Raw genomic sequence first — 16,686 nt, 5'->3', positions numbered from 1 at the left:
CGGGAGGAACGCAATGGATCGGTTCCATGAGATGAGCGCCTTCATGGCCGTCGTGGAAGCGGGTGGGTTTTCTGCTGCGGCACGTAGAACCGGCGAATCGCAGTCAGCCATCAGCAAGGCCATCGGTGCGCTGGAAAAGCGCCTCGGCGTGGCGCTGTTCAACCGAAGCACACGCAGCGTCACGCTGACGGACCAGGGGCAGCGATATTACGACCGGACCAAGCCGCTCATCGACGAAATCCATGAAGCCGACTGCGAAATGTCGAGCAGCAGGCTCGACACCGCCGGTCTGGTCCGGATCGCCGCGTCTGCTACGTTCGGACGCCTGCACGTGCTTCCGCTCATCCCCGAACTGCTGTCACTCGTTCCCGGCCTGCAGGTCGATCTTGTTCTTTCGGACTTCATACGAGATATGGTGGAGGACCGGATCGATCTGGCGATTCGGGTGGGGCCCGTCAGCGATCCCGATGCGGTTGTCCAGCGCGTGGCGAGTACGCCGCTCGTGTGTGTCGGTTCGCGAAGCTACTTCAAGCAACACGGAATACCCGAGACTCCAGCTGACCTCATCGATCACAACTGCCTTGTATATGGCGGCCTGAACGAGTTGGCGAACTGGCCCTTCGTCGGCCCCGACGGCCCATACAACGTGCCGGTCCGCGGAAATCTGTCGTCCAACAGTGTCGAAACGATTCGGGCCGGGGTGCTGGCCGGTGTTGGAATCGGCTTGTTCGCCAAGGTGTCGCTCGCCTGCGAACTGCGCGATCCGGAAGTGATCACGATCCTCGATCGATTCATCAACGAGGTCAGGGACGTTAGCCTGGTCTGGCCGAGACGTCGATTTGTGCCGGCGCGAGTGCGTCGCGTGACGGAGTTTTTTGCCAAAGCGCTTCCGCAGCGCATTTAGGTGAGTGGATCAAATTCGCTTGCCGATTTACGGTGGTATCGGAGCGGGTCGGTCATGAGGCCGTATGCGTGCCTGACGTCCGACGCCGATGATCGAACTCACTATCCCATTGGGCGCTGCATGACGATCAGATCCCCGGCAAATTCCGGACTGCTCGCGCGTCGAATCTCCTCGAAGCCTTCGCGTTGCCAGAATGCAGATGCACGAGGATTGGTTGAAACGACTGCGAGTTGTATGGCGCGATGGCCGCACTCGCTTGCCATTTCGATCAACAGCCTTAAAGCTGCCTTTCCATAGCCTCGACCCTGATTCGCTTCGGTGAGAAGCATCAGGCCAATCCATATGCAGTCGTCCGTTGGATACGAACGGATCACGTCTGCGCAGCCGATCATCTCCCGTTCGACAAAGAATCCGAAGACTGATTTTTGTGCTGCATCCGTGCCCACTGGCTTACCGAAGAAGAAGTCGTCGACGTCTTTCGTGGACGGCAATCGGCCTGCCACGAGTTCCGTGTACGAAGGCGCCTCAGTGAAGATACGCAAGACGTTTGCGCGGTCGCTAGCGGATTCGCTGACAAGTGGGCGCGCTGTGAGCATCGGGTACTCGAGCGAAATGGAAAATTCGATTCTAAGCCGGCTCATTCGGCAGTAGTGCATTGCACCGTTGCCGCGAACTTCCGCGTGGAGGAAAGTCGAGTGGTTCTGCAGGGGCGGCGTTCGACAGGGAGCGGACCTTCGACAATCGCCTGGCTGATCTGCTGAATACACGTCGATGCGCCGAGAGGTTGAAGCCTTTACAAAACCCAAGACGGCACAGTAGCAAAGTGCCCGACCAATTGATCTAATATTTTTTCGCTTTACCAAATTTTGTTTGCCTGAAAGTATAGCCCCGCAGTTCGCGCGATTTGCAAGGAGTCTGAGTTTTTCTTTCTGATTTATTTAACTTTCCATACGTGGAGCTTGAAATGAAGATCGAAAACAAGATGATCATGAAAGGTGCACAGAGCAAAATCGTTCATGCAATTACCGCCGCCCTGAAGTGATCGCGGCATAGTGAATCGCTGATGGCGGATCCCGGGATCCGCCATCCAGGACGGATGGTGAGTAATGAATCCCATTGAACAGAACGCCGACCTGCTTCGTTTGTTCAATCCAGACGGCGTGCGGCTAGCCAATGAAACGGTGCGACCGGTATTTCCGGATCTCGTCGACAAACTGGCTTCGGACATTTACGGATACGCGTATCGCCGGTCGGGCATCGATCTGAAGACGCGGCACCTCGTCACGCTCGGAGTAATCAGTGCGATGGGCGGCTTCGAGAATCATTTGCGTTTCCAACTTGGCGCTGCCCTGCATCTCGGCATATCGGTCGAGCAGATCCGCGAGGTATTCATTCAGGTGCAAGTTTTTGCCGGGAATGCGCGGGCGTTCAACGCGGCAGCCATTTTCAAATCCGTTGCCGACGAATTTCAGAATAACGAATAGCATGATGCCCTCGACCCGGTGGCAACTGATCGTGACGTATGTGTGCGCCGACGCAGCCGTGACGGTTTCGTCGCGCATCCTGCAGTTCTATGCCACCTGGCTTTTGCTGAAGGGTATCGCGAATCCGTCGGCACTTACGCTGACGCTGATCGCAACGTGGGCGACGACCCTGCTGATCCTTCCGTTCACCGGCATCGTCGCCGATCGAGTCCGCAAAAGTATGGTTTTGCTGGGCGCATCGCTGCTTGCCCTTGCGTCCGTGATACCGGTCGTCGTCGCCGCACTGACGCTTCACGGCGCCAACATGAATGGGCTTGTCGTCGTCATCGTCATCGCAAGCGTAACTTCGAGCGTCGCCGTGGCGGCCCTTATGCCGCTGAGCACGCCGCTCATACCTGAAATTTCTCCCGATGCCGACGAGGTCCGTAGAGGTCTGCGCCTGAAGGCGTCGGGTTTCATCCTGAATATCCTGTTCGGCCCGACGCTGGCAGGTTTCATGATTGGGGCATTCGGCGGCGAGTCCGCGCTATGGGTGAGCGTCGCAAGTGCTTGTCTCGGCGTCGTAGCATCGCTCGCGTTCCACCTGTCGTTCAGCGCGGGGCAATCCGTACGTGCGCGCTCCGGCGAAGCGACGTCGTTTTTCCAGGACCTGCGCCGCGGGATGCAGCGAGTGCTCGGTATTCGAGCCGAGCGGGCGATTGCGACAGCATCGCTGCTCGCCAACATGCTGTTCGTTCCGTTCGTTTTCTTCCTGTTGCCGGCCAAGGTTCTCGCGGAGGGAGGCTCGATGCTGAACGTCGCCGGCATAGAACTGGCATTGGGTGCGGGCGTATTGGCGGCTTCAGCCTTTCTGATCCAGCAAGCACGACGCATGGTTTCTGATCATGCCATTTCGATCTTCGGCATCGCAATGATCGGCGCCTCCATCTTCGCGTTCGGGTGCTCGCACAATCTCCCCGCCTGGTGCGTGCTTGGTTTCGCGTTGGGTACCGGATTGACGATGTTCAACGTCACCGTCAATTCGAAACGGGCGATGGCGATACCAGCCGGGCATCGTGCCGGCATGGAATCGAGCCTGATGTTTCTTTGCACGGCCGCTGCTCCTTTGGGTATCTGGATGTCGGGCGCGGCGCTGAAGGCGCTGTCGCCAGACGCAGTCATCATCTACGGCAGCGAACTTTTCGTACTTGCGCTCCTTTGCATTGCCTTTTCGAGGCCCTTGAGGCTCATGCTCAATTCAGACGATGGTGGCTCGCCTCACTATCTCCAGACCAACCGGGAATTATTCGACCTTCAATCGCCGACATGACCTATCCATTTCTGCCAGTGCCGAGCGTGGCTTCGTCACTGTCAACGGGGTTCAAGTCCCAGCTGAAGTCCGCGTATGACGATCTGCTCGAACAACTCTCGGCGCACGCGCCAGATCTGTTTCCCGACAGTGTTCACGCATACTTCGCGGCCTTGCAGCCAGCCGGATTCAATGGATTCCACAGCTTTGCCTACCACTACGTCATCCGGTTGGCGGAGCAGAACAAGCTGCCGGAAGCGTCGCGTCTGCTGATGGTCATGGCGCGCGATCGATACGAGACGCTGCCTCGATTCACGCCGGCATCGCGCATCGATCGCGAGTTGCTTCGCGAGGTGCTGGACGAAATCTCGGGCGGCACTTCCTATACCGGGATTCTCTTGCGGCCGCTACCACGGGACAAGGAGCAGCTTGCGGAAACGGCGATGATGCGTGGCGTTCGAGTGCTCGAAGCTGCATATCCGGAATTGGCGGAGGAAATCGGGATCCTCGTTGGCTCCATCGTCTTTTTTGAATCGACCGGCGCGACCAATGAGCGGGCATTGTCGCCCACCGGAGACAAGCTTCAATCGATGATTCTCGTGAACGGAGAGATAGACTTGAGCTGGATCTTCCTGCTCGACAAGCTGATTCACGAAGCGGCGCATACCTACCTATATGGCATCAACCTGCGCGAGGAACTCGTTCACAACAGCTCGGAAGTAAAGTATGCGTCTCCGCTACGTCGGGATGGCCGCGACATGCTTGCGATCTATCACGCGACGTTTGTCATACAACGCTTGTTGGTCGCGTTCACCCGCATCTTCGAGCGTGCGGAGCTGTTGGACGCCGATCGGGCTACGATCATGGAGATGCTTGCGCTGTATCGTGCCCGGCTCGAGGCCGGCTTCTCGACGATCGAGCGCCATGGCGTTTTGTCCGACGTCGCGCGGGAATTGATCCATGAGGGGCAGGAATACGCGAAATCGCTGGCAACTTGCTGATTAGTGCTTCTGCGGAGCAAGCTGTCGGACTCCGTTCGGCCAGTCGACATCGCGCTCAAGCACATCGTTCGATACGCGTCACGGACGGGGCCGTGCCGATAGACGCAAGAGTCGAAATCCGGTCCCGGTCGACACAGCGGCCGTCTGATCGTGGAGTAGTATTCCCCCATGTCCAGGTTATTACCCGGCCTCTGCGGCGCACAGCCGACCCATCCGTGGCAACGGCGTTGATGGGAACACATCATGTCAACCGAGTGGAAGCATCGCGTCAGACTGTTTGTCCAGCGTTTCTGGCAGCCGACCAGTGCGTGCATGACGTGCATGCCGGGGAGTTGGGGAAATATCGCGAGCGTTGCCCACTGGACCATCGCATTTCATACGGGGCTGCTGACCGGACTCCTGGCCGTACTTTTGACTTTCACGCCCGTGGGGAAACTCTACGCGCATCGATACGGCAATGCGCTGGTCGTTGGGGTCCTGACAGCGTTGGGCGATGCATATTCACATACGAGTCACTACCGTATCCCCTACGTCGAGCACATCTTGACGGGAGCGATCTCAGGTCTCCTGACGCTTGCAGCCTCATATCTCTTTGAAGACCACGCGCGACGCCTTCGCGCGGTGTGGGCTCGGGTTTCCGGACAGCTTATCCGCTGACTTTCCGGGCAAGGTGTCGATAAGTGACCACGCCCGGGCCAGCCACAGCCGAACGCATTGGGCGGCATCCGGCCAGAAGTCGCCATTCGACATTAGCTGGCCAGGTCGTTCAGCCGACTGCTATCGCATTGATCGCACCTTTCGCGAGCGTAGTGTCTTCAATCGATCAGCCTTTCGAGCAAATGAGTCGCCGCCTTCAGGAGCCGGCGCTCCTCCGGGCTCGTCTTGACGAGCAGCCGCTCGGTTAGCCAGTGCACGCGCGCGGCCCTCTCTCGTGCCATCTGGTGCTGCCCGGCGTCGGACATGTGCACGAGGTAGGCGCGACGATCGTCGGGATCCTGCTTCAAGGTCAAAAGATTTTGCTCGACCAGTTTCATCACGATCAGCCGCATCGTTTGATGCGTCACATTCCTGCGTTCGGCCAGCGTCGCAATGCTTACCGGCCCCGTGCGCTCCAAAGCTGCGAGGGTCTCGCTCTGGGCGTTGGAGCCCGTGCCACTTTGTTCCCGGGCGCTCTTGACGAAACGGCTCACCACCTCGCGGAGGGATTCAGCAAGAAGCGCAGCTTCCGTAGCGTCGGAAGGTTGTGTTGTCGCTCGCCTTGACTGACTCATGTCGCGAGATTTCCCGCTTGCCGGAGTTGGGCCACAACCGCGGCCAGTGTATTGACACCCCAGTGCTCGAAGTAGCGCCCATCGCGGATGTGAACGATGTCGATCACGTCGATGGCAACATCCTTGCCGGTTGCTTCGATGCCAAGCAGAGGTCCGACGTGTTTGCCCGAGATGGTCTTTCGCGTGATCACTTTGTCGCCATCGCACAGTTGCTCGTGAATGTGCACTTGCAGACCCCCGATTGCGGGACGCAACACGGTGGCAAAGGTCCTCCACATCGTTTCGGCACCGCGTTGTGCTTCACTGGGCGCTGACCAGTTGACGAAGTCCGGCGCCATCAGTGCTTCGAAGGACTCACGATTGCCGTCCTGGATAACCTCGCGATTGAATCGCGTGACGATGGTTTTCAGATCGTGGCTGTTCATACCTTGTCCGGGCGTTTTGACGCAAGTGGGCGCGTCATGGAGTAGACGCGTCAACGGATGATATACAGCATGACTGTATATTTCAAGTTGGCGGCTTCCTCTGTCCGTCACGCCTGCTGCTCGGGCCGTACGTCGGTACGCTCGGCGATCACCACTGCGTAACGGCCAACCGCATCGGCGATGCGCTGTGCCAGTTCGGGATCACGCACCGCACGCGCGAGCGTGACGCCGCCGGAGAGCAGCGCGAGGAATGCGATCGCGCGGTCGTCGTCGGGCGTGTCGCCGAGCCCGGACGACACTTCGTCGACGATCTGCCGCAACGCCTGTTCATAGGCGTCGCGCGTATCGTCGTCGGCGCGCATCACTTCGGGCGACAGGCTCGGCAGCGCACAGCTTTCGCCGAGCGCGCAGGTGCGCCGCGGCCCCAGGTAGAACGACACGAACGGGCGCCGCCAGCGCGCGCCGTGCTCGGCCTTGAATGCCGCGACGCCTTGCCGGAGCTGGTCGAGGCCGTCGAGCACGATCTGGCGGAATGCTTCGCCCTTGGATTTGAAATGTCCGTAGAACGCGCCATTGGTGACGCCCGCCGCTTTCGTCAGCGGACCGATGCCGGAGCCGCCATAGCCCTCCTGGCGGAACAGGCGGCTCGCGGCTTCGAGGATGCGCGTGCGGGTTTCGTTCTTGTGCTCGGCGGAATAACGCATGACAGGCTCGCTTCAGAGCGATCGCTCTTTATCGCTTGCATAGAGAGCGATCAGTGTCTAATGTATAGAGAGTGACTGGTATTTATATCACGTCACGATTCCGATGACTTCCGATGACCTGACCTGGAGAAAGTGCGATGCCGATTACGCTGACAGTATCCGAAGGAGTTTTCACGCAGGAAGACGAAGGGCCGGTGTTTGCCGAACTGACCGATGCGCTGCTGGATGTCGAAGGGCTGACCGGGAACGCATTCCTGGCGCCGAACGTGATCGGCACGCTCAACGTGCTGCCGCGCGACCGGACCTTCGTGCAGGGCCGAGCGGAGCCCGCAGCGTTCGTCGAGCTGAAGCTGCCGGCAGTCGCGCTCGCCGCGCCCGACACGCAGCGGCAATTCGTCGAACGGGCGACCGAGATCGTGTTGCGCCGCGCGGGTGGACGACTCGCGCCCAGGCAGGTCTGGGTCAACGTCGTTCACGCGGTCGACGGCGGATGGGGTATCGCCGGACGACGTTACGACAACGCAGCGCTGGTCGATTCCATCCAGAGCGCGGCGGCGCAGTGACCGCAACTAACGGTCAAACCGTCGCGCGTTGACGGACGGTGCGGCGATGCCATCGCCGCACCGCTCAATGCCGGCCGTCTTCAGCGCGGAGCGCCCGCACGAGTTCCCCGGCGGCCTTGCCGATCCCGGCATGTTTCAGCCGCCGCAAAAACACGGGCAACGACAGCCCGTTGCGGATGTTCGCGAACACGAGCGGCGCGAGTTCGCCGTCGGCGACGTAGGGGCCGATCATCGACTCCGGCAAGTTCGCCCAGCCATGCCCGGCCTTCACGAGTGCGATCGCGGTCGCCATGTCGGTCGCTTTCCACGTGCGGTTGCCGATCAACGGCCGCACGTCGGTCAACGGCCGTTCGGGATCGGCGATCACGATCTGCCGGAAGCCCGACAGTCGCTCGATCGCCTCGGGTTGCGCACATTCGGCGATGGCCGGATGGCTCGGCGCGGCGACCGCGACGAGCGTCTCGGTCCACAACGCATGAATCTGTTCCTGCGGATGCAGATCGAGCCCGCCGAACGCGACGCAAAGGTCGACGGCGCCGCGATGCAGCGCATCGACGATCGCATCCTGCGGCGCCGTGACGATGCTGATCGCGAGCGCCGGATATTTCGCGGCCACGGCCGTGAGCGCGCGGGCGACCGGCGCGCCGTCGAGTTCGGCCGCGAGCCCGAGCCGCAGCGTGTCCTCGACACCTTCCGACAGGTGCTGCGCATGCGCACGCAGCGCGTGCAGCCGTTCGGCGATCGAGCGCGCGTCGGGCAGCAGCGCGGCCATTGCGGCGGTCGGCGTCGGCTCGCGCGTGCCGCGGTCAAACAGCACGAGGTCGAGTTCGGCCTCGAGGTTCGCGATCGCCATGCTGACCGCCGACGGCGTACGGCCGAGCGCACGCGCGGCGGCCGAGAACGAGCCTTTGTCGATGACGGTCAGCAGCATGTCGATGTGATCGCTGGTCAGCATGGTCAGCCGCCTCCTGTCAGAAAAATTGAAAGGACCTGACTTTTGCGGACGCCAGGCCCGCTGTAGTCTCGCCACCTTGTTCGAAACGAAGGTGGTCGGTCATGCAAGGATGGAAGAGACGCATAGTCTACGTCGTGATGTTCGAGGTGCTCGGCATCCTCGTCGCGTCGTCGGTGCTCGGCATGCTCAGCGGCGCGAGCGCGGCGACGAGCGGGCTGCTCGGCGTGATGATCTCGACGACGGGCGTCACCGTCAATTTTCTGTACAACCTCGGGTTCGAGGCATGGGAGCGACGGCGTGCGGAAACGACGCGCACTGTCGGGCGGCGCGTCGTGCATGCGATCGGGTTCCAGGTCGCGCTCGTGACGTTCCTGATCCCGCTGATCGCGTGGTGGCTCGACGTGTCGCTGCTGCAGGCGTTCCTGTACGACGCGGTGCTGATCGTGTTCTTCCCGATCTTCACGTTCACGTACAACTGGGCGTTCGACAGCGTGTTCGGGTTGCCGGATGCGGTCACGCGCAAGGCGGCGCCGGTGGCATGACGCAAAGGGATGCGAAACGATCCGACGCGGGCAATCCGCGTCGTTTCGTTTCGGTAGCCGTGCGGCAACAGCAGGGGAGACGGGCGGCGCGCATGCCGCCCGCGACGTTACGCGGCGACGAACTCGTGCACGTAGCGGTTGAACACGGCAGGGCTCGCAGCATTCATCCCGTGCGACGCGCCGGCGACGGTCTGCCGTTGCGCGTTGCCGATCCACTGCGACAGCGTATCGACGTTGTTGCGGAACATCTTCGGGCTGCGCTGGCCGTCGATCAGCAGCGTGCGGCATGCGATGTCGCCGGCCGTGTGCTGGGAGTACGCGGGCAGCGGGTCGCGCAGCTGCTTCGGCAGCGTGCTTGCATTGTCGATCGCCATCGTGCGGAAGCGCGACGTGCTCTTCTTCCACGCGCCCGGCAGGCTCACGGAATCGACGAACATCTCGAGGCCGGCTTCGACGTCGCCTTGATCGATCAGGTTCACGGCCTTCGTGCGCAGTGCGAGTGCGGCGGCCGGCAGCGCGGCTTCGCGCACGCCCGGCTGTTGCAGCGGGCCGCCCGGATCGGCGAGCGTCAGCGACTCGACGAGGTGCGGATGCTGGCGTGCGACGTTGAACGCGACGCTGCCGCCGCGCGAATGGCCGACCAGGTGCACGGCGCCGAGATCGAGCGCATCGATGAATTCGGCGAGCTCGTCGACGTGGTTCTGCCAGCTGAACTCGTCCTGGATGCCCGCCTCGACGGCCGGCCAGTAATGGCTCAGGCTCGGCGCGATGCAGCGGTAGTGGGCCGACAGCGCAGCGAGTTGCGGATCCCAGTAGCGGTAGTCGCACAGCGAGCCGTGCACGAACACCATCGGCGCACCGCTGCCCCGCTCGACATACGGCAGGCTGATGCCTGACGAAAGCGTCGCAAATTGCAGGTCGGGGTTCGCGAGCACGGACGGCTCGATTCGCATGTTCATGACTGAAAGACTCAAAGGTGCGTCAACACGACGCAACTATGCATCACGGCGACCTGCAAGGAAAACGCATAATTTTCATCGTGACGATCAATTTTTTTGATGGCTGCGCCGGAAACCCTTGTCGGAGCGTGGACATGTGTCGAAGCCTTCAATCGTCTAACGATTCATTTCACCGCTGAAAGGGCGTGCGGCGGCCTGCGCGCACGCGCCTTTGCAGCGGAAAAGGGGGCGCGCGTCAGCGCACCGTCAATGCGGGTGCGGTCTGAAGCTCGACGGGGAGATCGTTGTCGGCGGCGAACTGCATCGCGAAGTCGAATGCATCCGCGCACACGGTGCGCAATTCGTCCGACACGAACAGGCATTTGGCGCCGCCGTCGACGACGGGCATCGCGAGCCGCGACAGCGCGCACGGATAGCCTGGCCGCCGTTCGCCGACGAACAGCGTGATGACGCCCGCGAGGCGCTCGGGCCAGTCGCTGGGGCGGAAGGTTTTCTGCGCGCGGGTGACGCCGCGGATCAGGTGGCCGGCGATGCGGCCGTGTTCGGTGACTTCGATGCGATCCATGCTGTTCTGCGTATCCTCGTTCGCGTCATTCGCCGCCGTCGGCCGCCGCATCGCCGCGCGCGGGGATCCGCAGGTTGCGCAGCTTGTGATAGAGCGTCTTCTTCGGCATGCCGAGCGCGACGCTTGCGTCCGCAACGTTGCCGTTGTGACGCTGCAGCATGTCCTCGATCAGCATCCGTTCGAAGTACGCGAGCTGTTCCGCGAGCGTGTCGCCGACGGCCGGCGCTTCGCCGGACGACAGCAGGCTGTCGCCGGTCAGCCCCAGCACGAAGCGGTCGGCCACGTTCTGCAGCTCGCGCACGTTGCCGGGCCATGCATGCGTCATCAGTTCGGATACCTGCGCAGCCGTGACGACCGGCGCCGGTTGCCCGAAGCGCCGCGCGGCCGCGAGCACGAAGTGCTCGAACAGCAGCGGCACGTCCTCGCGCCGCTCGCGCAGCGGCGGCAGCTCGATCTGCGCGACGTTGAGGCGATACAGCAGATCCGCACGAAAGCGCCCGTCGGCCGCGAGTTCGGCGAGATCGGCCTTAGACGCGGCGACCACGCGGCAGTCGACCGGAATCAGCTCGTTCGCGCCGAGCCGCTCGACCACGCGCTCCTGCAGCACGCGCAGCATCTTGATCTGCAGCGCAACCGGCATCGTCTCGATCTCGTCGAGGAACAGCGTGCCGCCGTCCGCCCATTCGATCTTGCCGATGCGCTTCTTGATCGCGCCGGTGAACGCGCCGGCTTCATGGCCGAACAGTTCGCTCTCGAAGATCTGCTCGGGCAGGCCGCCGCAGTTCAGCGCGACGAAATGCGCGTCGCGCCGGCCGCCGAAGTCGTGCAGGCTGCGCGCGATCAGCTCCTTGCCGGTGCCCGTTTCACCGGTGATCAGCACCGACACCGACGTATCGGCGAGGCGCATGATCTTCTTGCGCACGTCGGCCATCGCGGGCGACTTGCCGAGCACGAACGCCTCGATGCCCTGCCAGTTGTTCAGCGCCGCGCGCAGCCCCTGCACCTCGAGCGTCAGGCGGCGCTTCTCGACCGCGCGCGCGACGCGGCCGGCGATCACGTCCGATGAAAACGGCTTCTCGATGAAGTCGTATGCGCCGACCTGCATCGCGCCGACGGCCGTCGAGATATCCGCGTGGCCGCTGATCAGCACGACCGGGATCTGCGCATCGATGGCCATCACGCGATCGAGCAGCTGCAGCCCGTCGATGCCCGGCATCCGCACGTCCGACACGATCACCACCGGCGCGCCGGGCGCGACGTGCGCGAGCGCGTCGGCAGCGGACGCGAATGCGTCGACCGGGAACCCGGCGAGCGCGACGGCCTGCTCGACGCCGATCCGGACGTTTTCATCGTCCTCGACGACCAGCACGCGAATCTCATCTTCCATGCTCTATCCTCTGTTGCGGCGTCGCCGCCGCGAATTCGATACTGAACTGCGCGCCGCCCTCGTCGCGGTTCGTCGCGTCGATCTTCGCGCCGAACGCCTCGACGATGCGCGACGTGATCGCCAGGCCGAGCCCGAGGCCCTGGCCGCGCGGCTTGGTCGTGACGAACGGCTCGAACAGGTGCGGCAGTACGTCGGGCGCAATGCCGGCGCCGCTGTCGGCCACCGTGAAGCGCACGCGGCCGGCATCGTCCGGCCCGCTGGCTTCGATGACGATGCGGCGCACCGGCGCGTCGTGCACTGCGTCGAGCGCATTGCCGAGCAGGTTCACGATCACTTGCTGCAACTGGCTCGATTCGGCCGACACCGTCGTGCCGGGCGCGATGTTCACGTCGAGCCGCACGCCTTCGTCGCGGATCCGCGCATCGTAGATCAGCCGCGCATGCGCGACGGCCTCGTTCAGCGACACCGCGACGCGCTCGACGTCGGGCTTGCGCGCGAAGGTCTTCAGCTCGCCGGTGAGCACGGCCATGCCGTCGACCAGCTTGCCGATCCGTTCGAGGTTCGCGAGCGCCGGCGCCGGCTGGCCGCGCTCGAAGAACGTGCGCGCGTTGTCGCACAGCGTGCGGATCGCGACGAGCGGCTGGTTCAGCTCGTGCGTGAGGCCGGCGGCCATCTGCCCGAGCACCGCGAGCTTGCCCGCATGCACGACTTCCTGCTGCGACGCGCGCAGCCGCTGCTCGGTGCGCTCGCGCTCGACGATCTCGCGCTGCATCCGCTCGTTGGTTGCCGTCAGCGCGGCCGTGCGCTGCGCGACGGTGAGTTCGAGCCGGTCGTTCGCACGGCGCAGCGCGTCCTGCGCATTCAGCCGTGCGACGATCGCCCGGCGCCGCTGGATCGCATAGCCGGCCAGCAGCGCGGCGATCAGGAACGCGCCGGTGACGAACACGAAGGCCGTCTGCTGCTGGCGCCGCGCACCCGCGATGTCGAGCAGCACCATCAGCGAATCGCCGGCCTGCGGCGCGGGGCGCGACATCACGAGATAGCGCGTGGTGCGGCCGGTGCGGCGCGGATCGGGGAAGGTGCCGAACCACGCGGCCGAGCTGCGGTCGCCGATGCGGCGGTACGGCAGCGCGTCGACGGTGCGGCCTGCATATTGGCGCGATGCCTGGATGTCGCGCTGCTGCTGCGCGGTGATCGGGCGCAGCGAGGTGAATTTCCACGCGGGCTCGGTCGAGATCACGACCACGCCGTTGCTGTCGACGACCATCGCGGCGACGCCCGGCGCGCGCCATGCCGATTCGAGCGGATCGACGCTGATCTTCACGGCGGCCACGCCGATCGGCACGCCGTCGTCGCGCACCGCGCTCGCGAAGTAGACGCCCGGCACGCCCGTGTTGGTGCCGATCCCGAAGAAGCGGCCGCTGCCGCGCGCGAGCGCGTCCTTGAAGTACGGCCGGTACGACACGTTGGTGCCGACGAAGCTGATCGTCTCGTTCCAGTTGCTGGCGGCGATCACGTCGCCTTGCAGATCGATCACGTCGACCGCGCCGCTGCCCGCGTCGCGGTTCACGGCTTCGAGATAGGTGTTCACCGCATGCACGAGCGCGGGCGCTTCGTTCGGCGCGGCTTTCAGCATCGCACGCACGCCGTCCTGCCGCGCGACCAGGCCGGGCAGGATCTCGAAGCGGCCGAGTTCGCTTTTCAGGCTCGACGCATACAGGTCGAGCCGGTGCGCGCCGGCTTCCTCGAGTGCGTCGATCGCGCGTTCCCATGCGAAATCGACAGCCGCGCCGGCCACGCCGACATACAGCACGGCGGCCGATGCCCAGCCCCACCACGGGATTCCCTTGAAGCCTTTCTGCACGTTCGCCCTCGTCGATGCCTGCTATCGGTCCGCCGCAACCGTGAGCCGGAACGACGCGCGCCGCGCGCCGGCAAGGCCGGCGGCGGCGCGTGCGAAGCAGCCTGCGCGACGGTGCGCGCGGCCGCGCATCATCCGAAGTGCGCGACCAGGATCAGCGTCACCGTGACGACGATCGCGCCGCCGATGCGCGTGGCGATCTGCGCGAACGGCATCAGCTGCATCCGGTTCGCGGCGGTCAGGATCGCGACGTCGCCGGTGCCGCCTTGCCCGCTGTGGCAGGCGTTCACGATTGCGGTGTCGATAGGGTACATCTTCAGCAGGCGGCCGACCACGAAACCGGTGCCCATCAGCGTCGCGACGGTCGACACGATCGTGACGACGTTGACGATCGTGAACGCGGCGGTCAGCTTGTCCCACGGCGTCATCGCGACGCCGATCGCGAACAGCAGCGGATACGTGACGGCGGTCGAGAAGAACTTGTAGACGACGAATGCGCCTTCCTGCAGCGGCGGCGACACGGCGCGCGCGAGCTTCACCAGCACCGCGAGGAACAGCATCGCGACCGGCGCGGGCAGGCCGAACAGCTTGTGCGCCATCAGGCCGACCAGGTACAGCGTGATCGCGGTGATGCCGGCGCCCGCGATGTGCGTGACGTCGACGTGGCCGCGGATCTCTTCGTTCTCCGGCGTCATGTCGCCGCTCTCGCCGACCTGCAGGCGGCCGTTGCCGGTCAGGTGCGGCAGGCGCTTGCCGAGCATGTCGAGCGCGCCCGACAGGATGATCGCGGTCAGGCTGCCGAGCATCACCGGCGGCAGCACCATCGCGAACATCTCGCCCTGCGGCAGGTGCATCAGTTCCGAATAGCCGATCGACAGCGGAATCGCGCCTTCGCCGACGCCGCCGGCCATGATCGGCACGACGATGTACAGCAGCGTGTGGCGTGCGCCGAGGCCGAGCGCGGTACCGACCGCCGTACCGACGATCGCCGCGGCGACCGAGCCGGCCGCGAGCGGGATGAAGATCTTCACGAAGCCCTGGATCAGCACGCGGCGATCCATGCTCAGGATGCTGCCGACGATGATCGACGCGATGAACAGGTACAGGAAGTTGGTCGACTTCGTGAATTCGACCGTCAGGTTCAGCACCGGCTTCGGCAGCACGTGGTAGTACGTGAGCGCCGACGGCACGAAGGTCGCGAAGATCGCGGCCGCGCCGATGTTGCGCAGCAGCGGCAGGCGCTTGCCGAGTTCGGCGCAGGTGAAGCCGAAGAATGCGAGCACGGCGATCGCCATCGAGATCTCGCCGGGCACCTTGCCCGTCACCGCGAAGCCGACGATCAGCGCGAACAGGATCACGTAGACCGGCAGCGGAATGATGCCGATGCGGATTTCCATCAGCTTCCACCAGCCTTCCGGCCAGAAGCGCTCGCGCGTGGCGGGGCCGGCTTCGGCAATCGGCTCGGGATGGGACGGGGTATGGATAGAGGTCTGCAAGACGTGTCTCCTGATGTTTGGAATGCCTGCATTGCTTCGCGGCATCGTGTGCCGTCTATTACGCAACCCCCGTGCCAGAATTCCGGCCGGCCTGAATATTTTCAGTGCCTTGATTCATAAGGGATTTGTTTCGTCTGCGGAAAGGGTTGGCCGGCAGGCTGGCCGAGATTTCGGAATTCGTCCGGCGCCCAGGCCGAGATTTCGGCCAGAGGGTCGGCCGGGCACCCGGTTCGGCGGTCGGCCGGGCCCGCGACCGAGCCTGGCCGCCCGCCATATCGCCGCGTGCGATTTTCTTCGCACAATCGCTTCGTAGACCGCCTTCCCGCGGCTCTCTATCATCGCCTGATCTATTTCCGATGCGACGACGACTGTCCGGAGAACGCCCGTGCGTTCGCCGCGGTGCCGCTCATCCATCGATACCGTCTTTGGACAGGAGAGTGGTTCCATGCTGCATCCCGTTTTTACCGCCCGCTTTTCCGCCGGCCGTGCGGCCCGCGTGCTGATGGCCGCGCTGCTCGGCGCCGTGCTGCTGAACGGCGCGCGCGCCGACACTGCGCCGCTGAAGGTCGGCATCTCGACCAGCCCGCAGATCGAAGCGCTGAAGATCGCCGCCAAGGAGGCGAAGGAGCAGGGGCTCGACGTGAAGATCGTCGAGTTCACCGACTGGAATACGCCGAACGCCGCGCTCGCGAACAAGGACATCGACGTCAACTACTTCCAGCACATCCCGTTTCTCGAGAACGCGAAGAAGCAGGGCGGCTACAACTTCATCTCGATCGCGCCCGGCACGATCATGAAGATCGGTCTCTATTCGAAGAAGGTGAAAAGCTTCGCCGAGCTGAAGGACGGCGCGCGCGTCGCGATCGCGAACGATCCGGTGAACGGCGGGCGCGGGCTGTTGCTGCTGCAGCGCGCGGGGCTCATCACGCTGACGCCGGGCGCCGACTACCGCGCGACCACGCACGACATCGTGGCCAACCCGAAGCACCTGAAGATCATCCCGCTCGAAGCGTCGCAGCTCGCGCGGTCGCTCGACGACGTCGATCTCGCGCAGGGCTACCCGAGCTTCATCAAGCTCGCCGGCACGACCGATCCGAACAGCGCGCTGCTGTTCGACGGCACCGAGAACAAGAACTTCGCGATCCAGTGGGTCGTGCGGCCCGAGAGCGCGAACGATCCGCGCATCCGCAAGTTCATCTCGATCTACCAGCACTCGCCGGCCGTGCGCAAGGCGCTCGACAACGCGTTCGGCTCGCTGTACGCGATCGCGTGGTGACGGAG

The 16,686-nt window shown here is 63.7% G+C and carries 18 protein-coding genes; 8 read left to right on the top strand and 10 right to left on the bottom strand.

The window, feature by feature from the left end; translation table 11 throughout:
• The first annotated feature begins 13 nt into the window (after window positions 1–13).
• The gene (locus U5798_RS07880) at window positions 14–904 is read left to right on the top strand and encodes a LysR family transcriptional regulator (protein WP_322081729.1); all 891 of its coding nucleotides are present in this window, start codon (window positions 14–16) and stop codon (window positions 902–904) included.
• A gap of 101 nt (window positions 905–1,005) precedes the next feature.
• On the opposite strand, the gene U5798_RS07875 is transcribed toward U5798_RS07880, so the two are convergent.
• Window positions 1,006–1,500, bottom strand: a complete 495-nt coding sequence (locus U5798_RS07875; protein ID WP_322081728.1) for a GNAT family N-acetyltransferase — start codon at window positions 1,498–1,500, stop codon at window positions 1,006–1,008.
• A 510-nt stretch (window positions 1,501–2,010) separates the two neighbouring features.
• On the opposite strand from U5798_RS07875, the gene U5798_RS07870 reads away from it, so the two are divergent.
• The 4 genes from U5798_RS07870 (at window position 2,011) to U5798_RS07855 (ending at window position 5,334) form a co-directional block, all read left to right on the top strand.
• Window positions 2,011–2,388, top strand: coding sequence for a carboxymuconolactone decarboxylase family protein (locus U5798_RS07870; RefSeq protein ID WP_322081727.1), 378 nt, complete (start codon window positions 2,011–2,013; stop codon window positions 2,386–2,388).
• A gap of 1 nt (window position 2,389) precedes the next feature.
• Window positions 2,390–3,697, top strand: a complete 1,308-nt coding sequence (locus U5798_RS07865) for an MFS transporter (protein WP_322081726.1) — start codon at window positions 2,390–2,392, stop codon at window positions 3,695–3,697.
• Window positions 3,694–4,677 carry an aKG-HExxH-type peptide beta-hydroxylase gene (locus U5798_RS07860; RefSeq protein WP_322081725.1) on the top strand — a complete coding sequence of 328 codons (984 nt, stop codon included), beginning with the start codon at window positions 3,694–3,696 and terminating at the stop codon, window positions 4,675–4,677. The genes U5798_RS07865 and U5798_RS07860 overlap by 4 nt, the downstream gene beginning before the upstream one ends.
• A 243-nt stretch (window positions 4,678–4,920) precedes the next feature.
• Entirely contained in the window at window positions 4,921–5,334 is a 414-nt protein-coding gene (locus tag U5798_RS07855; RefSeq protein ID WP_322081724.1) for a hypothetical protein, read from the top strand.
• A gap of 158 nt (window positions 5,335–5,492) precedes the next feature.
• Here U5798_RS07855 and U5798_RS07850 read toward each other — a convergent pair whose 3' ends face one another.
• The 3 genes from U5798_RS07850 to U5798_RS07840 form a co-directional block, all read right to left on the bottom strand.
• A complete protein-coding gene (locus U5798_RS07850) occupies window positions 5,493–5,948 on the bottom strand; it encodes a MarR family winged helix-turn-helix transcriptional regulator (RefSeq protein ID WP_322081723.1) in 456 nt (151 codons plus the stop codon).
• A complete protein-coding gene (locus U5798_RS07845) occupies window positions 5,945–6,373 on the bottom strand; it encodes an ester cyclase (RefSeq protein WP_322081722.1) in 429 nt (142 codons plus the stop codon). The genes U5798_RS07850 and U5798_RS07845 overlap by 4 nt, the downstream gene beginning before the upstream one ends.
• 107 nt (window positions 6,374–6,480) lie before the next feature.
• A complete protein-coding gene (locus U5798_RS07840; protein ID WP_124455560.1) occupies window positions 6,481–7,077 on the bottom strand; it encodes a TetR/AcrR family transcriptional regulator in 597 nt (198 codons plus the stop codon).
• A gap of 137 nt (window positions 7,078–7,214) precedes the next feature.
• Between U5798_RS07840 and U5798_RS07835 the strand changes: the two genes are divergently transcribed.
• Window positions 7,215–7,640 (top strand): Tautomerase enzyme, encoded by a 426-nt coding sequence (locus U5798_RS07835; protein WP_124455561.1) that lies wholly within the window; start codon window positions 7,215–7,217, stop codon window positions 7,638–7,640.
• A gap of 64 nt (window positions 7,641–7,704) precedes the next feature.
• On the opposite strand, the gene U5798_RS07830 is transcribed toward U5798_RS07835, so the two are convergent.
• Entirely contained in the window at window positions 7,705–8,595 is an 891-nt protein-coding gene (locus U5798_RS07830) for a LysR family transcriptional regulator (protein ID WP_322081721.1), read from the bottom strand.
• 101 nt (window positions 8,596–8,696) lie between these two features.
• On the opposite strand from U5798_RS07830, the gene U5798_RS07825 reads away from it, so the two are divergent.
• Window positions 8,697–9,137, top strand: coding sequence for a PACE efflux transporter (locus U5798_RS07825; RefSeq protein ID WP_322081720.1), 441 nt, complete (start codon window positions 8,697–8,699; stop codon window positions 9,135–9,137).
• A gap of 107 nt (window positions 9,138–9,244) precedes the next feature.
• Here U5798_RS07825 and U5798_RS07820 read toward each other — a convergent pair whose 3' ends face one another.
• From U5798_RS07820 to U5798_RS07800, 5 genes are all read right to left on the bottom strand, one after another.
• Window positions 9,245–10,096 (bottom strand): alpha/beta hydrolase, encoded by an 852-nt coding sequence (locus U5798_RS07820; RefSeq protein ID WP_322081719.1) that lies wholly within the window; start codon window positions 10,094–10,096, stop codon window positions 9,245–9,247.
• Window positions 10,097–10,331: 235 nt separating this feature from the next.
• The gene (locus tag U5798_RS07815; protein WP_322081718.1) at window positions 10,332–10,661 is read right to left on the bottom strand and encodes a DUF3579 domain-containing protein; all 330 of its coding nucleotides are present in this window, start codon (window positions 10,659–10,661) and stop codon (window positions 10,332–10,334) included.
• A 25-nt stretch (window positions 10,662–10,686) separates the two neighbouring features.
• Complete coding sequence (locus tag U5798_RS07810; RefSeq protein WP_322081717.1) at window positions 10,687–12,048, bottom strand: sigma-54 dependent transcriptional regulator; 1,362 nt, start codon at window positions 12,046–12,048, stop codon at window positions 10,687–10,689.
• Window positions 12,038–13,912: a sensor histidine kinase gene (locus U5798_RS07805; protein WP_322081716.1), complete on the bottom strand. Its 1,875-nt coding sequence runs from the start codon at window positions 13,910–13,912 to the stop codon at window positions 12,038–12,040. The genes U5798_RS07810 and U5798_RS07805 overlap by 11 nt, the downstream gene beginning before the upstream one ends.
• Window positions 13,913–14,040: 128 nt before the next feature.
• Complete coding sequence (locus tag U5798_RS07800) at window positions 14,041–15,405, bottom strand: 2-hydroxycarboxylate transporter family protein (RefSeq protein WP_124455568.1); 1,365 nt, start codon at window positions 15,403–15,405, stop codon at window positions 14,041–14,043.
• Window positions 15,406–15,850: 445 nt separating this feature from the next.
• Between U5798_RS07800 and U5798_RS07795 the strand changes: the two genes are divergently transcribed.
• On the top strand, window positions 15,851–16,681 hold the full coding sequence (locus U5798_RS07795; protein WP_124455569.1) for a MetQ/NlpA family ABC transporter substrate-binding protein: 831 nt from the start codon (window positions 15,851–15,853) through the stop codon (window positions 16,679–16,681).
• The last annotated feature ends 5 nt before the right edge of the window (window positions 16,682–16,686 follow it).

The sequence above is a fragment of the Burkholderia sp. BCC1972 genome, assembly GCF_905339605.1.
GTDB lineage: Bacteria > Pseudomonadota > Gammaproteobacteria > Burkholderiales > Burkholderiaceae > Burkholderia.
This window is presented reverse-complemented; position numbering and strand designations above follow the sequence as displayed.

Bases quoted from the DNA above. Each gene is read 5' to 3' on its own strand.
- U5798_RS07880 (WP_322081729.1), top strand. From the start codon at position 14: ATGGATCGGTTCCATGAGATGAGCGCCTTCATGGCCGTCGTGGAAGCG.
- U5798_RS07875 (WP_322081728.1), bottom strand. From the start codon at position 1,500: ATGCTCACAGCGCGCCCACTTGTCAGCGAATCCGCTAGCGACCGCGCA.
- U5798_RS07870 (WP_322081727.1), top strand. From the start codon at position 2,011: ATGAATCCCATTGAACAGAACGCCGACCTGCTTCGTTTGTTCAATCCA.
- U5798_RS07865 (WP_322081726.1), top strand. From the start codon at position 2,390: ATGATGCCCTCGACCCGGTGGCAACTGATCGTGACGTATGTGTGCGCC.
- U5798_RS07860 (WP_322081725.1), top strand. From the start codon at position 3,694: ATGACCTATCCATTTCTGCCAGTGCCGAGCGTGGCTTCGTCACTGTCA.
- U5798_RS07855 (WP_322081724.1), top strand. From the start codon at position 4,921: ATGTCAACCGAGTGGAAGCATCGCGTCAGACTGTTTGTCCAGCGTTTC.
- U5798_RS07850 (WP_322081723.1), bottom strand. From the start codon at position 5,948: ATGAGTCAGTCAAGGCGAGCGACAACACAACCTTCCGACGCTACGGAA.
- U5798_RS07845 (WP_322081722.1), bottom strand. From the start codon at position 6,373: ATGAACAGCCACGATCTGAAAACCATCGTCACGCGATTCAATCGCGAG.
- U5798_RS07840 (WP_124455560.1), bottom strand. From the start codon at position 7,077: ATGCGTTATTCCGCCGAGCACAAGAACGAAACCCGCACGCGCATCCTC.
- U5798_RS07835 (WP_124455561.1), top strand. From the start codon at position 7,215: ATGCCGATTACGCTGACAGTATCCGAAGGAGTTTTCACGCAGGAAGAC.
- U5798_RS07830 (WP_322081721.1), bottom strand. From the start codon at position 8,595: ATGCTGACCAGCGATCACATCGACATGCTGCTGACCGTCATCGACAAA.
- U5798_RS07825 (WP_322081720.1), top strand. From the start codon at position 8,697: ATGCAAGGATGGAAGAGACGCATAGTCTACGTCGTGATGTTCGAGGTG.
- U5798_RS07820 (WP_322081719.1), bottom strand. From the start codon at position 10,096: ATGAACATGCGAATCGAGCCGTCCGTGCTCGCGAACCCCGACCTGCAA.
- U5798_RS07815 (WP_322081718.1), bottom strand. From the start codon at position 10,661: ATGGATCGCATCGAAGTCACCGAACACGGCCGCATCGCCGGCCACCTG.
- U5798_RS07810 (WP_322081717.1), bottom strand. From the start codon at position 12,048: ATGGAAGATGAGATTCGCGTGCTGGTCGTCGAGGACGATGAAAACGTC.
- U5798_RS07795 (WP_124455569.1), top strand. From the start codon at position 15,851: ATGCTGCATCCCGTTTTTACCGCCCGCTTTTCCGCCGGCCGTGCGGCC.